Source organism: Variovorax sp. HW608, from assembly GCF_900090195.1.
Lineage (GTDB): Bacteria > Pseudomonadota > Gammaproteobacteria > Burkholderiales > Burkholderiaceae_C > Variovorax.
Genome location: NZ_LT607803.1, coordinates 5,518,499 through 5,531,556, shown reverse-complemented (window position 1 = coordinate 5,531,556; position 13,058 = coordinate 5,518,499). Strand labels below are relative to the sequence as shown.

The following is a 13,058-nucleotide window of genomic DNA, read 5'->3' as shown; positions in this document are numbered from 1 at the left end:
CAGTTCGGCCTGCACGGTCAGACCATTCCCGACTTGACCATGGTGGCGCGCAGGCTTGCGAACTCGTCGTCCACGAACTTGGCGAAGGCGTCGCCCGAAAGCACCGCCGGCGTCCAGTCGTTCTTCTTCACGGCTTCGGCCCAGGCCGGCGTCTTGACCGCGGCCAGCACCAGGTCGGTCAGCGCCTTGCGCTGCTCCGGCGTGATGCCCGGCGCGCCGTACACGCCGCGCCAGTTGCCGATCTCGACGTCGATGCCCTGCTCCTTGAGCGTCGGCACGTTCACGCCCGACAGGCGCTCTGCCGAAGTGACGGCGATCGGCTTCATCTTGCCGGCGTTGATGTATTCGGCGAACTCGCTGAAGCCGCTGCCGCCCACCGTGACGTTGCCGCCGAGGATGGCCGCCGTGGCCTCGCCGCCGCCGCGGAAGGCGACGTAGTTGATCTTGGCCGGATCGACACCGACCTTCTGCGCGATCATCGCCGCCGCGATGTGCTCGGTGGAGCCGCGCGAGCCGCCGCCCCACTTCACGCTGCCCGGGTCCTTCCTGAGCTGGTCGATCACGTCCTTCATGCTCTTGTGCGGCGAGTTGGCCGGCAGCACGAAGACGTTGTATTCGCTCGTCAGGCGCGCGATCGGCGTGGCCTGCGAGAGCGAGACCGGCGGCTTGCCGGTGATGATGCCGCCGAGCATCACGGCGCCCATGATCATCATCGCGTTGGGATCGCCCTTGGAGCCGTTGACGAACTGCGCCAGGCCGAGCGCGCCGGCCGCGCCGCCCTTGTTGTCGAAGGTGACCGTGTCGGCCAGCTTGCCGTCGGTCAGGGCCTTGCCGAGCGCACGCCCGGTGGTGTCCCAGCCGCCGCCCGGGTTGGCGGGGATCATCATCTTGATGTTGGCGCCGGCCCATGCCGCGAGCGGCAAGGCACCGGTGGCCGCCAGCGCGGCCATGGATTTCAGAAACGTGTCTCGGCGCATCGATGTCTCCTTTTGTTTGAACCTGAGTAGAAGCTGACGCCGGTATGATGCGCCGCCCTGCTGTCAGTTGGCTGTCCGGCAGACTGGGGTAAACACCGAAAATCCCGGCATGAAGCTGCTGCTAGTCGAAGACGACCCGTCGATGCAAACCACGCTGCAGCGCAGCTTCGGCCGCCGCCAGATCGACGTCCGGGTGTGCGGGGACGGCGCCCAGGCGATCGCGCAATGGCGCTCGCTCGAACCCGACGTGGTGGCGCTCGACCTGAGTCTTCCGAACCTCGACGGCCTGCAGGTGTTGGCCCAGGCCCGCGCCGCCGGGCTGCGCACGCCGGTGTTGCTGCTGACCGCGCGCGGCACGGTCGGCGACCGCATCATGGGCCTCAATGCCGGCGCCGACGATTACCTGCCCAAGCCTTTCGACCTCGACGAGCTCGAGGCGCGCATCCGCGCCCTGCACCGCCGCAGCCAGAACGCGGGCGCCGATTCGCCGCCCCGGCTGCCGGAAGTCGGCGGCCTGCGCTACGACCCCGAGAACGGCGCGATCTACCACCGCGCGGAAGTGCTCGAACTCACGCCGCGCGAGCTCGCGCTCTTGAAGGCGCTGATGGTCAAGCCCGGCCATGCGGTCTCGAAGGAGCGCCTGTTCGAGCTGGTCTTCCCCGGCGAAATGGACGTGCAGTACGAAGCGATCGAAGTCGTGGTCTACCGCCTGCGCAAGAAGCTCGCCGCCACCGGCGTCACGCTGATCACGCTGCGCGGCCTCGGCTACCTGCTGCGCGAAGAAAAATGAAGCCGGTGTCCTCGCTGCGCGCAAGGCTGCTCATCGGCATCCTGGCGCCGATCGCGCTGTTCATCGTCATCAACAGCGTGAGCCTCCACCGCCAGAGCCTCGCGGCCGCGACCACCGCCTATGACCGCACCCTGCTCGCCTCGGCCAAGACCATCGGCGAGGAACTCGACGTGGACGGCTACGACGAGCACGCGGCGCTGCGCGCCATCGTCCCCTACGCCGCGCTCGAGGCCTTCGAGGCCGACAACCAGAGCCGCATGTTCTACCGCGTCTCGGCCCTGAACGGCGACCTCGTCTCCGGCTTCGAGGACTTCCCCCTCTGGCACGGCAAGCTGCCCGACCGGCCACCCTATGCGGCGCTGGTGGATTTCTACGACACCGAATTCCGCGGCATGCCGGTGCGCGTCGCGGTGCTGCTGCAGCCGGTCGCCAGCCCGCACGGGCTCGGCATGGCGGTGGTGCAGGTGGCCGAAACGCTGGAGCTGCGCGAGACGCTCGCGCGCAAGCTGCTCATCGATACGCTATGGCAGCAACTGGTGCTGATCTCGGTGATCGCGGCGGTCACGGTGGTGGTGGTGCAGCGCGCGACCCGGCCGGTGCGGGAGCTCGGCGAGGCGATCGAGGCACGCGCCGCCGACGACCTGTCGCCCATCGACGCGCCCGACGCGCCGCGCGAGCTCGCGCCGCTGATCGACGCGACCACGCGCGTCATGGGGCGGCTGCAGCGCCTGCTCGATCACCAGAAGCGCTTCGTACGCGACAGCGCGCACCAGTTGCGCACGCCGCTCGCGGTGCTCAAGGCGCAGGTGCAATCTGCGCGCCGCGGCGACGTGCCGGCCGGGCAGGCGCTCCAGGAGATCAGCCAGACGGTCGAGCGCGCCACCCTGCTCGCCAACCAGATGCTGTCGCTCGCGAAGGTCGAGCAGCTGCGCCAGCAGCCCGAGTCGGTGACGCTGGACCTCGCCGAGTGCGTGCGCGACGTCGCACTCGACCTTTCTCCTCTGGTGGCGGACAAGGCGCTCGATTTCGAGCTCTCCGCCGCGCCCGCGCCGGTGCCGGTACGCGCGCACCGGTGGATGCTGCAGGAGCTGTCGCGCAACCTGCTGCACAACGCGATCAAGCACAGCCCTGTCGGGGGCGCGCTGGTCGTGCGCATCGCGGCCGAAGCGGAGTCGGCGATCCTGACGGTGAGCGACCAGGGCCCGGGGATATCCGACGAGTTGCGCCAGCGCCTGTTCGCCCCCTTCGCGGCGGGCGACGTGGCGAGCGGCTCCGGACTCGGCCTCGCGATCTGCCGCGAGATCGTGCTGGCGCTCGGCGGCACCATCGCGCTCGAAAACCGGGAATCCGGCGGACAGGTGATCGGGCTCGATGCCGTCGTCCATCTGCCGCTGGCGCGCGACAATCCCTGATTCATGGACCGCTCAATGGATCGCCTACGCATCGACAAATGGCTCTGGGCCGCGCGCTTCTACAAGACGCGCTCGCTCGCCGCGGACGAGATCGGCAAGCACCGCGTGCAGGTGAACGGCGAGGTCGCCAAGGCCTCGCGCGAGGTGAAAGCGGGCGACAAGGTCACGCTGCGGCTCGGCCCGTTCACGCGCGAGGTGCTGGTGCGCGGGCTCAGCGCTCAGCGCGGCCCGGCGCCGGTCGCGCAGCAGCTCTACGAAGAGACGCAGGAAAGCCTCGCGGCGCAGGCCGCCGTGCGGGAGCAGCGCCGCCTGGGCAGCGAGCCCGCGCTCAGCATCGAGCAGGGCCGGCCGACCAAGCGCGACCGGCGCGAGCTGGAGCATGCGCGTCGCGGCAACTGGGACAACCGCTGGAGCGCCTCGCTCGACGATGACGAGTGAAACCGGCCGGACCCTGCCGCTTGGCGTACCCTGCGGCTTTTGCGAAAAGGAGTCCGACCCCATGGCCAGCTTCAAGAAGTACTGCGTCACCGGCAAGTTCAAGCTCGCGAGCATCGATCCCGCCGACACCCCATTTCTGACCGGCACCGAGGACGCGCAGCGGCAGGAGCTCGAACAACTCGCGGTTCGCCTCGACGATCTGCAGAACAAGCTGCATGCCGAGGGCCGGCGCAAGCTGCTGCTGGTGCTGCAGGGGCTGGATACCAGCGGCAAGGACGGCACGATCCGCTGGGTCTTCTCGCGCACCTCCCCGCTCGGCGTTCGCGTGAAGGCCTTCAAGGTGCCCAGCGAGGACGAACGCGCGCACGACTTCCTCTGGCGCTGCCACGCGGCCGTGCCGCCGACCGGCGACATCGCGATCTGGAACCGCAGCCACTACGAGGACGTGCTGGTTCCGGTGGTCGAAGGATTCATCGACAAGGCCGAGACCCAGCGCCGCTACGCGCAGATCAACGATTTCGAGCGCCTGCTGACCGAAACCGGCACCGTGGTCATCAAGTGCATGCTGCACATCAGCCGGGAAGAGCAGCGCAAGCGGCTGCAGGCGCGCATCGACCAGCCGGACAAGCACTGGAAGTTCCAGATGGACGACCTCTCGGTGCGCAAGAAATGGCCGGACTACGAGCAAGCGTACGAGAAGGCGCTCGCGGCCACCTCGACCGCCTATGCACCGTGGCACGTGGTGCCGGCCGACAGCAAGATCCACCGCAACCTGATGGTCGCGCACCTGATCGTGAAGACGCTGGAGGACATGAAGCTCGCCCTGCCGCCGTCGAGCCCCGCCCTGGAGCATCTCGTCGTGCAATGAGCGGCCCCTGAACCTGCCGCAGCGTCTGGCGGCTATGCGCCGCCAAAAAGCCCCGCGTGCGCCTTGCGCAGGTCGCGCTTGAGCAGCTTGCCGCTGGGGTTCTTGGGCAGGGCCTCTGCGAACACCACCCGCTTGGGCGTCTTGAAGCCCGCGAGGTGTTCGCTGCAGTGGGCCAGCACCAGCCCTTCGTCGAGCGTCTGGCCCGCCTTGGGCACCACGATGGCGACCACGGCTTCCACCCAGTGCGGATGCGGCACGCCGACCACTGCGACTTCGGACACCTGCGGCATGCGGTAGATCATTTCCTCGACCTCGCGGCTGGCGACGTTCTCGCCGCCGGTCTTGATCATGTCCTTCTTGCGATCGACGATGGTGATGTAGCCCTCCTCGTCGGTGGTCGCGAGGTCGCCCGAATGGAACCAGTCGCCGTCGAATGCGGCCCGGGTGCGCTCGTCGTCGTGGAAGTAGCCGAGCATCAGGTGCGGCGAGCGGTGCACCACCTCACCGATCTCGCCGACCGCGACATCCTTCATCAGGTCGTCGACCACGCGCGTCTCGACATTGAGCACCGCGCGTCCGGCAGAACCGGGCTTGCGCAGCTGGTCGTCGGGGCCCAGCATCGTCGCCAGTGGCGCGATCTCGGTCTGGCCATAAAGATTCCAGAGCCGCATCTGCGGCAGCCGGCGGATGATCTCGCGCATCACTTCGACCGGCATGATCGATGCGCCGTAGTAGCCCTTGCGCAGGCTGCCCAGGTCGGTGGCATCGAACAGCGGCGAGCGCAGCAGCGAGATCCAGACCGTCGGCGGTGCGAAGAACGAGCCGATGCGGAATTTCTCGATCAGCGGCAGCAGGTTGTCCGGCGTCGGCCTGGCGGTGATGACATTGGTCGCACCCGCATAGATCGACGGGCCGAGGAAGACGTCGAGCTGCGCGCAGTGGTAGAGCGGCAGTGCGTGCAGCGTCAGGTCGCTGCCGGTGATCTCGGCGTCGACGAGGCAGCTCACGTACTGCGCGATCACCGCATCGTGGGTGAGCATCGCGCCCTTGGGCGTCGACTCGGTGCCGCTGGTGTAGACGATCTGCGCGAGGTCGGTGCTCTGCAGGTCGGCCTCCGGCGGTTCGGCATCGCTTCGTGCGAGCTCATCGAAGCGCAGCATGCCGGGCACCGCATCGCTGGGCTCCTCGGACGGCAGCCAGAGGAAGTCGCGCACCGCGGTGTCGAGCGCCGCGGCTTCGCGCGCCAGGGCAGCGAGGCCGGAGTCGGTCGCGAGCATGGACGCACCGGCGTGACGCAGGATGTAGGCCACCTCCTCCGACTTCAGCATGAAATTGATCGGCACCAGCACCGCACCGAGGCGTGCGAGCGCGAAGCGCAGCGCCGCGAAGGCATGCGAGTTGCGCGCGAGGACCGCCACCCGCTCGCCCTTGCCGATGCCGTGGCGGGCCAGGGCGCCGGCCACCCGCGAACAGATCGCGTCGAACTCGGCGTAGGTCCAGCGCGTCTCGCCGCAGGCGATGGCGAGCTTGTCGGGATAGCGCCTCGCACTGCGGCGCAGAAGGTCCGCCAGGGTCTGGCGGCGTGCAGTCTCTTGCGGCATCGGTGTCTCCTTGATGGCGCACGAGCATAGTGCCCAGCCGGCGCCGCCGCCAGAGGTCCGGCCTCAGGTGCTCAGGTGCGCATGGGGGCGCGGCTGCGCTCGTTGTTGACGGTCACGAACTTGCTGAGCAGGTGCAGGAAGGCTTCGCGCTCGCTGTCCGAGAGCATGCCCAGCAGCGCGTTCTGCATCTGCTGCATGCCGGGCACCATCTTCGCGAGCAGTTCTTCGCCCTCGGCGGTCAGGCGCAGTTCGCGCTGGCCGCGCGCCAGGAGCTTGCGGGTGATCCAGCCCTTGCCTTCGAGCCGCACCGCGATGTCGGCGGTGCTCGATGTGTCGAGCGCCACCTGCTGCGCGAGCGTCACCTGGTCGATCCCAGGGTTGTCCTGCAGGGTGCGCATCACCGCGTACTGGACCGGCGTGACCTCGCGGCCCAGCGTTTCGTAGAAGACCGACACCGAGATCTGATGCGCCCGGCGGATCAGGTGTCCGGGCTGGTCGTTGAGGCTGATTTCGGCGGTGCTGGATTCCTGGCTCTGCATGGCGGATTCGATTGGCATTCAGCCCGCGATTATCGATGGCGGGACAGGCCCCGCTCGCGGCTACAGATCAAGAACCAGCATCGGCGAACGCGACCGCGAGCAGCAGGGCGTGAACTGGTCATTGGCCGCCTGCTCTTCGGGCGTGAGGTACATGTCCTTGTGGTCCGGCTCGCCTTCGAGCACGCGCGTGAGGCAGGTGCCGCAGACGCCCTGCTCGCAGGAGGTCTGGACCTCGACGCCGATCGCGGCCAGCGCCTGCACCACCGTCTGGTCCTTCTCGACCTTGACGACGCGGCCTGAGCTGGCGAGCTTGACCTCGAAAGCCGCATCGTCATCCGACTTGGCCACTTCGGCGGAGAAGAACTCGTAGTGGAGCTGGTCGGCCGGCCAGCCCGCGGCGCGCGCAGCGTCGAGCACCCAGTCCATGAAGCCCTTCGGCCCGCAGACGTAGAGGTGAACGCCCGGCTGCGGCGAGGCCAGCAGCGGATCGAGCGCCAGCTTCTGCGATGCATCACCGTCGTCGAAATGGAACTGCACCTGCGGCGCGAAGGCCGACTGCGCAATGCGCTCGACGAAAGCCGTCCGATCGCGCGAGCGCGTGCAGTAGTGCATCTCGAACGCGCCGCCGGTCAGCGCGAGACGCTCGGCCATGCACAGGATCGGCGTCACGCCGATGCCGCCCGCGATCAGCAGGCTGCGCGTTGCGCCGTGCGCGAGCGGGAAGTGGTTCTTCGGTGCGCTGATGCGCAGCAGAGCGCCCTCTTCCACCGCGTCGTGCATGGTCTTCGAGCCGCCGCGCGATGCCGGGTCGCGCAGCACGCCGATCAGGTAGCGATGGCTTTCGCGCGGGTCGTTGCACAGCGAGTACTGGCGCGTCACGCCGCCGGGCATGTGCACGTCGATGTGCGAGCCGGCCGAGAACGCCGGCAGCGCATGGCCCTCGGCCTGCACCAGCTCGAAGGTGCAGATGTCGACGGCTTCCGTCTGCTTGCGCGCGATGCGCACCTCGAGTTCGGCGCAGCTCATACAACCACCGCTTCGGTGCCGATGCCTTCCTGCGCCATCAGGCGATCGAGCACGCGGCGCGACTGCACGCCGCCCGAGTCGATGTTGAGCTTGAGCAGGTTGCGCGTGGGGTGCGTAAGCAGGTTGCGCTGCTGCGATTCGAGCATCTCGAGGTCCTCGCTGAAGATCTTGCCCTGGCCTTCGCGGATGGCTGCCGTGAGGGCCTTGTCCTGCGGCTGGAAGTTGCGCGCCATGCCCCAGAAGTACCAATGCGAGGTCTCGGTTTCAGGCGTGATGAAGTCGACCACGATGCTCGACACCTTGTGTGCCGGGTCGGCGTTGTAGCCACCCTTGCCCGCGTGCGCGACGCCGACCTCGATCATCACGTGGCTCGGCGGCGTGAAGCGGCAGATCTGCCAGCGGTCCACCGGCACGTCGTCGGCGAGGTGGTTGCCGCGCAGCGCCATGCGCCAGAACGGCGGCGCCGAGATGTTCTCCATGAAGCGGCTGGTGACCACCGTATCGCCATCCACCTTGGTGGTGGTCGGCGTCTCGTCGATTTCCTTCTGGCCGATGCTGGTGGAATGCACGTAGGTCTCGTGCGTCAGGTCCATCAGGTTGTCGACCATCAGGCGGTAGTCGCAGTGGATGTGGAACAGGCCGCCGCCGTAGGCCCACTCGGGGCTCTCGGCCCACTCGAGATGGTGCAGCTTGGCGGCATCGGCCAGCGCCGGATCGCCGGGCCAGACCCAGACGAAGCCATAGCGCTCGATCACCGGGAAGTTGCGGATCGCCGGAAAACCGCGCACGCGCTGGCCGGGCATGGCGACGGTCTTGCCGTCGCAGCCCATTTCGAGGCCGTGGTAGCCGCAGACCAGCTTGCCTTCGATCACGCGGCCCAGCGACAGCGGCGCGCCGCGGTGCGGGCAGAAGTCCTCCAGCGCCGTGGCCTTGCCGCCGAGCGCGCGATACAGGACCAGGCTTTCGCCGCAGATCTTGCGGCCCAGGGGCTTGTCGTCGATCTCGTTGGCCGAACAGGCGACGTACCAGGCGTTCTTCGGAAACATGGTGGCTCCTCGTGGGTGAGTGCGAAGTGGGATCGTGGGGCTGAAATTCAGTGCTCTCGGCGGCTTGATTCAGTACACTGAATCGTCGTCGATAAGTGTACTGAATGAAGTTTTCCGGCCGTACCCCGTAGTTACCCTTAGTCGGCGATTTGAAGCGCTTGCGACCTGACACGGACCGATCGCCGCCGGCCAAAACAAAAAACCCCGCTGATCCGGAGATCAACGGGGTTTCTGCTGTTTGGCGGAACCGGAGGGATTCGAACCCTCGATGAGGCTCTACACCCCATACTCCCTTAGCAGGGGAGCACCTTCGGCCACTCGGTCACAGTTCCTCAAGCCCGCCATTATGCCAGTTTCAGGAGGCGGGTTGATCCAGATCGAAGGCTTTATGCAGTGCGCGGACGGCCAATTCCATGTATTTCTCGTCGATCACGACCGAGGTCTTGATCTCGCTGGTGGAAATCATCTGGATGTTGATGCCCTCCTCGCTCAGCACGCGGAACATCTTGCTCGCCACGCCGACGTGGCTGCGCATGCCGATGCCCACGATGCTGACCTTGCAGATCTTGGTGTCGCCGACGATGTCCGCCGCGCCCAGGGTGGGCAGCACCTTGGCCTTGAGCAGATCGACCGCCTTGGCGTAGTCGTTGCGGTGAACCGTGAAGCTGAAGTCGGTGCGACCGTCCTTGCTCAGGTTCTGGATGATCACATCGACCTCGATGTTCGCATCGGCGACTGCGCCGAGGATGTGGTATGCGATGCCCGGCTTGTCGGGCACGCCCAGCACGGAAATCTTGGCTTCGTCGCGATTGAACGCAATGCCGGATACGACGGCTTGTTCCATGTTTTCGTCTTCCTCGAAAGTGATCAGCGTGCCTGACTTGGCTTCTTCGTTGATGTCGATGTCCCACGGCGTGAAGCTCGAAAGCACGCGCAGCGGCACCTTGTACTTGCCGGCGAATTCGACCGAGCGGATCTGCAGCACCTTGGAACCCAGGCTCGCCATCTCGAGCATTTCCTCGAAGCTCACGGTGGCCAGGCGGCGCGCATCGGGCTCGACGCGCGGGTCGGTGGTGTAGACGCCGTCGACGTCGGTGTAGATGAGGCACTCGTTCGCCTTCATCGCCGCGGCGACCGCCACCGCCGAGGTGTCGCTGCCGCCACGGCCGAGCGTGGTGATGTTGCCGGCGTCGTCGACGCCCTGGAAGCCGGTGATCACGACCACCTTGCCGGCATCGAGGTCGGCGCGCACGCGCTCGTCTTCGATGCGTTCGATGCGCGCCTTGGTGAAGGCACTGTCGGTCTTGACCTGGACCTGCCAGCCTGCGTAGCTGACCGCCTGAAGACCTTCGGACTGGAGGGCGATCGCCAGCAGCGCCGAGGAGGCCTGCTCGCCGGTCGAGGCCAGCATGTCGAGTTCGCGGTTGTGGTCGTCGTCGGGCGTGCCGGAGGCGAGTTCCTTGGCGAGCCCGAGCAGGCGATTGGTTTCGCCGCTCATGGCACTCGGGACCACGATCATCTGGTGGCCGGCGCGAGCCCATTTGGCGACGCGCTTGGCGACATTTCGGATGCGCTCGGTCGAGCCCATCGACGTGCCGCCGTATTTGTGAACGATCAATGCCATGGGTGAAGTCAAGAGAGAAGAGTTCGCATGCCGCAATGCCGGCATTCGTGCGCCTTCGCCATTCAGCTCACCTATCGAGATCAGCGCGAGGCTGCGAGCTACGGCAAGGGCGAAGCATTGTACCAACGCAGCGTGTCGCCTTCGCGTTCGACCCGCCCGGAAGCCACCTTGATGCGGATCCGATGGCCCCGGGTGCTGCAGGCCGCGATCTGGCCCAGAAGCTGTTCGAGCTGCGCTTCGCTCGGCACCACGCCATGCTCGCTCTTGAGCCAGTGGCGCAGGAGATTCGCCAGGCGCTCGCGGGGCAGCGCGCGCAGCGCGGCCAGCCTGGGCGGGGAGCCCGCTTCGGCGAGATCGCCCGCCGCTGCCTCGGAAAGCAGGCTCGACGCCCGCGCCGCGTTGCGCGCCGAGCGCGCGAAGGTCTCGCGGTACTGCGGCAGGGCCTGCGCGAGCGCCGGCAGCACCAGCCGGCGGATGCGGTTGCGCGTGTAGCGCAGGTCGGCATTGCTCGGATCGTCGATGTGGGAAATGCCGGCTGCCGCGATCCACGCGCGCAAGGCGTCGGCGTGCAGTTCGAGCAGCGGCCGGTGGAACACCACGCCATGCCGCTCCATGCGGCCTGGCATGCCGGCCAGGCCGTCGACGCCGGCGCCGCGGCCGAGCGCGATCAGCAGCGTCTCGACCTGATCGTCGGCATGCTGCGCGAGGAGGACGTGCTGTAGTCCGTGCCCCAGGGCCAGGGAGGCGAGCGTGGCGTAACGCGCACGCCGCGCCGCGTCCTCCGGGCTTTCGCCGGGCGCATGGCGCGCATCGACACGCCCGACGTGCAGCGGCACCTCCAGCGCCGCGCAGGCGGCGGCGCAATGCGCCTCGAAATCATCGGCGGCGTGCTGCAGGCCATGGTGAACATGAAGCGCATGGACCTGTCCCGGCCAGCGCCTTGCTGCCGCGTGCAGGAGCGCTGTCGAATCCGCTCCGCCGCTGTAGGCCACGCCCAATGGCAAAACCGCCGACCATGAAGCCAGTGCATGGTCGGCGGGATTTTCCATGGGAGAGATCGCGCGGCAGGCTCGCGCCCGCGCCGCGCGTTACTTGCCGCTGTCGGCCTTGGTGTCGGCGAAGCGGCCGTAGCTCTGGAGCCGGTCGTAGCGGCGCGCGAGCAGTTCCTTGACCGACAGGTCGCCCACCTGACGGAAGGCGTCGTTCAACGCACGCTTGAGGAAGGCGGCCATCTGCCGATGATCGCGGTGCGAACCGCCGACGGGCTCGTTGACGATCTTGTCCACCAGGCCGAGCGCTTTGAGCCGGTGCGCGGTGATGCCCAGCGCATCGGCCGCTTCCTGCGCCTTGTCGCTGGTCTTCCAGAGGATGGACGCGCAGCCTTCGGGGCTGATCACGGAGTACACCGAGTACTGGAGCATCAGCACCTGGTCGCCCACCGAGATCGCCAGCGCGCCGCCGGAGCCGCCCTCGCCGATGATGGTGACGATGATCGGCACCTCGAGCTGCGCCATCTCGAAGATGTTGCGGCCGATGGCCTCGGACTGGCCGCGCTCCTCGGCATCGATGCCCGGGTACGCACCCGGCGTATCGACGAAGGTGAAGACCGGAAGCTTGAACTTCTCGGCCGTCTTCATCAGGCGCAGCGCCTTGCGGTAGCCCTCGGGCTTGCTCATGCCGAAGTTGCGCGCGGTGCGCTCCTTGGTGTCGCGGCCCTTCTGATGACCGAGCACCATGCAAGGCGTGCCGTTGAATCGCGCGAGACCGCCGACGATCGAGAGGTCGTCGGCAAAGTGGCGATCGCCGTGCAGTTCGACGAAGTCCGTGAAGATCTCGTTGATGTAGTCGAGCGTGTAGGGACGTTCCGGATGCCGCGCGATCTTGGTGATCTGCCAGGGCGTCAGGTCGCTGTAGATTTCCTTGGTGAGCTGAAGGCTCTTCTTGCCGAGTTGATCGATCTCCTCAGAGATATCGACTGCGGACTCCGTCTGCACATAGCGCAGCTCTTCGATCTTGCTTTCGAGCTCGGCAACGGGCTGCTCGAAGTCGAGAAAGGTTCGTTTCGCCAACGTCTTCTCCTGTTGTCAGTATGCGACCGGTAGCGGGTCGAGCGATCGCCAAATATACCAAGTCGCCACGCTGCAGTACGGGGCCCAGGCGACAGCCACCTCGCGCGCATCGCTGCGGCTGACCGGGTCACCCGAAAAATAGTTCTGGCTGATGCCGTTGATGAGCCCGAGGTCGTCCAGCGGCAGCACGTTGGGACGCATCAGGTGGAAGATCAGGAACATCTCGGCCGTCCAGCGGCCGATGCCGCGGATCGCGACGAGTTCCTCGATGATCATCTCGTCCGACATGTCCTTCCACTTGTCGACATGGACCGCGCCCGAGTCGAAATGCAGCGCGAGATCGACGAGGTACTCGACCTTGCGGACCGAAAGCCCGGCCGCGCGCATGTCGTCGACCTTGAGCCTGAGGACGCTCGCCGGCGCCATCTTGCGCGGCAGCTTCGCGAAACGGTCCCATACGGACTGGGCCGCCTTCACCGAGATCTGCTGGCCCACGATGCTGCGTGCCAGCGTGGTGAACGCGTCGCCGCGCGATTCGAGGCAGGCGTCGCCGAAACGGGGAATGAGCCGCTTCATGACGCGGTCTTTCTTGGCCAGGTGCTTGCAGGCTTCCTCCCAATAGTCGGGCGTAAAGACCAGGACGGCCGGCTTCTGTGCAGGGGGCATCG

The 13,058-nt window shown here is 67.1% G+C and carries 13 protein-coding genes and 1 tRNA gene; 4 read left to right on the top strand and 10 right to left on the bottom strand.

The window, feature by feature from the left end; translation table 11 throughout:
* Positions 1–17 precede the first annotated feature (17 nt).
* A complete protein-coding gene (locus VAR608DRAFT_RS26180) occupies positions 18–977 on the bottom strand; it encodes a Bug family tripartite tricarboxylate transporter substrate binding protein (protein WP_088956729.1) in 960 nt (319 codons plus the stop codon).
* A gap of 109 nt (positions 978–1,086) precedes the next feature.
* Here VAR608DRAFT_RS26180 and VAR608DRAFT_RS26175 point away from each other — a divergent pair, with 109 nt between their 5' ends.
* From VAR608DRAFT_RS26175 to VAR608DRAFT_RS26160, 4 genes are all read left to right on the top strand, one after another.
* On the top strand, positions 1,087–1,767 hold the full coding sequence (locus VAR608DRAFT_RS26175; protein WP_088956728.1) for a response regulator transcription factor: 681 nt from the start codon (positions 1,087–1,089) through the stop codon (positions 1,765–1,767).
* A complete protein-coding gene (locus VAR608DRAFT_RS26170; protein WP_088956727.1) occupies positions 1,764–3,179 on the top strand; it encodes a sensor histidine kinase in 1,416 nt (471 codons plus the stop codon). Before VAR608DRAFT_RS26175 ends, VAR608DRAFT_RS26170 begins: the two co-directional genes overlap by 4 nt.
* Positions 3,180–3,194: 15 nt before the next feature.
* Entirely contained in the window at positions 3,195–3,617 is a 423-nt protein-coding gene (locus VAR608DRAFT_RS26165) for an RNA-binding S4 domain-containing protein (protein WP_088956726.1), read from the top strand.
* A 61-nt stretch (positions 3,618–3,678) separates the two neighbouring features.
* Positions 3,679–4,485 carry a PPK2 family polyphosphate kinase gene (locus VAR608DRAFT_RS26160; protein WP_088956725.1) on the top strand — a complete coding sequence of 269 codons (807 nt, stop codon included), beginning with the start codon at positions 3,679–3,681 and terminating at the stop codon, positions 4,483–4,485.
* Positions 4,486–4,517: 32 nt separating this feature from the next.
* Here the strand turns inward: VAR608DRAFT_RS26160 and VAR608DRAFT_RS26155 are convergent, their stop codons facing one another.
* From VAR608DRAFT_RS26155 to VAR608DRAFT_RS26115, 9 genes are all read right to left on the bottom strand, one after another.
* The gene (locus VAR608DRAFT_RS26155) at positions 4,518–6,086 is read right to left on the bottom strand and encodes an acyl-CoA synthetase (RefSeq protein WP_088956724.1); all 1,569 of its coding nucleotides are present in this window, start codon (positions 6,084–6,086) and stop codon (positions 4,518–4,520) included.
* 71 nt (positions 6,087–6,157) lie between these two features.
* Complete coding sequence (locus VAR608DRAFT_RS26150) at positions 6,158–6,625, bottom strand: MarR family winged helix-turn-helix transcriptional regulator (protein WP_088956723.1); 468 nt, start codon at positions 6,623–6,625, stop codon at positions 6,158–6,160.
* A 60-nt stretch (positions 6,626–6,685) separates the two neighbouring features.
* On the bottom strand, positions 6,686–7,651 hold the full coding sequence (locus VAR608DRAFT_RS26145) for a PDR/VanB family oxidoreductase (protein WP_088956722.1): 966 nt from the start codon (positions 7,649–7,651) through the stop codon (positions 6,686–6,688).
* Positions 7,648–8,697 (bottom strand): aromatic ring-hydroxylating dioxygenase subunit alpha, encoded by a 1,050-nt coding sequence (locus VAR608DRAFT_RS26140; RefSeq protein WP_088956721.1) that lies wholly within the window; start codon positions 8,695–8,697, stop codon positions 7,648–7,650. Before VAR608DRAFT_RS26140 ends, VAR608DRAFT_RS26145 begins: the two co-directional genes overlap by 4 nt.
* Positions 8,698–8,936: 239 nt before the next feature.
* A tRNA-Ser gene (locus VAR608DRAFT_RS26135) sits at positions 8,937–9,029 on the bottom strand.
* A gap of 23 nt (positions 9,030–9,052) precedes the next feature.
* The gene (locus tag VAR608DRAFT_RS26130; protein ID WP_088956720.1) at positions 9,053–10,321 is read right to left on the bottom strand and encodes an aspartate kinase; all 1,269 of its coding nucleotides are present in this window, start codon (positions 10,319–10,321) and stop codon (positions 9,053–9,055) included.
* Between the two features lie 98 nt (positions 10,322–10,419).
* Positions 10,420–11,370 (bottom strand): tRNA lysidine(34) synthetase TilS, encoded by a 951-nt coding sequence (gene tilS, locus VAR608DRAFT_RS26125; protein WP_088956719.1) that lies wholly within the window; start codon positions 11,368–11,370, stop codon positions 10,420–10,422.
* A 39-nt stretch (positions 11,371–11,409) separates the two neighbouring features.
* Positions 11,410–12,390 (bottom strand): acetyl-CoA carboxylase carboxyltransferase subunit alpha, encoded by a 981-nt coding sequence (locus VAR608DRAFT_RS26120; RefSeq protein ID WP_088956718.1) that lies wholly within the window; start codon positions 12,388–12,390, stop codon positions 11,410–11,412.
* Between the two features lie 15 nt (positions 12,391–12,405).
* Positions 12,406–13,056 carry a DNA-3-methyladenine glycosylase family protein gene (locus VAR608DRAFT_RS26115; RefSeq protein ID WP_088958982.1) on the bottom strand — a complete coding sequence of 217 codons (651 nt, stop codon included), beginning with the start codon at positions 13,054–13,056 and terminating at the stop codon, positions 12,406–12,408.
* Between the last annotated feature and the right edge of the window lie 2 nt (positions 13,057–13,058).

Excerpts from the sequence above, each read along its gene's own strand:
- VAR608DRAFT_RS26145 (WP_088956722.1), bottom strand. The coding sequence starts at position 7,651 with ATGAGCTGCGCCGAACTCGAGGTGCGCATCGCGCGCAAGCAGACGGAA.
- VAR608DRAFT_RS26170 (WP_088956727.1), top strand. The coding sequence starts at position 1,764 with ATGAAGCCGGTGTCCTCGCTGCGCGCAAGGCTGCTCATCGGCATCCTG.
- VAR608DRAFT_RS26140 (WP_088956721.1), bottom strand. The coding sequence starts at position 8,697 with ATGTTTCCGAAGAACGCCTGGTACGTCGCCTGTTCGGCCAACGAGATC.
- VAR608DRAFT_RS26130 (WP_088956720.1), bottom strand. The coding sequence starts at position 10,321 with ATGGCATTGATCGTTCACAAATACGGCGGCACGTCGATGGGCTCGACC.
- VAR608DRAFT_RS26160 (WP_088956725.1), top strand. The coding sequence starts at position 3,679 with ATGGCCAGCTTCAAGAAGTACTGCGTCACCGGCAAGTTCAAGCTCGCG.
- VAR608DRAFT_RS26115 (WP_088958982.1), bottom strand. The coding sequence starts at position 13,056 with ATGCCCCCTGCACAGAAGCCGGCCGTCCTGGTCTTTACGCCCGACTAT.
- VAR608DRAFT_RS26150 (WP_088956723.1), bottom strand. The coding sequence starts at position 6,625 with ATGCAGAGCCAGGAATCCAGCACCGCCGAAATCAGCCTCAACGACCAG.
- VAR608DRAFT_RS26165 (WP_088956726.1), top strand. The coding sequence starts at position 3,195 with ATGGATCGCCTACGCATCGACAAATGGCTCTGGGCCGCGCGCTTCTAC.
- VAR608DRAFT_RS26180 (WP_088956729.1), bottom strand. The coding sequence starts at position 977 with ATGCGCCGAGACACGTTTCTGAAATCCATGGCCGCGCTGGCGGCCACC.
- VAR608DRAFT_RS26155 (WP_088956724.1), bottom strand. The coding sequence starts at position 6,086 with ATGCCGCAAGAGACTGCACGCCGCCAGACCCTGGCGGACCTTCTGCGC.
- VAR608DRAFT_RS26175 (WP_088956728.1), top strand. The coding sequence starts at position 1,087 with ATGAAGCTGCTGCTAGTCGAAGACGACCCGTCGATGCAAACCACGCTG.
- tilS (WP_088956719.1), bottom strand. The coding sequence starts at position 11,370 with ATGGAAAATCCCGCCGACCATGCACTGGCTTCATGGTCGGCGGTTTTG.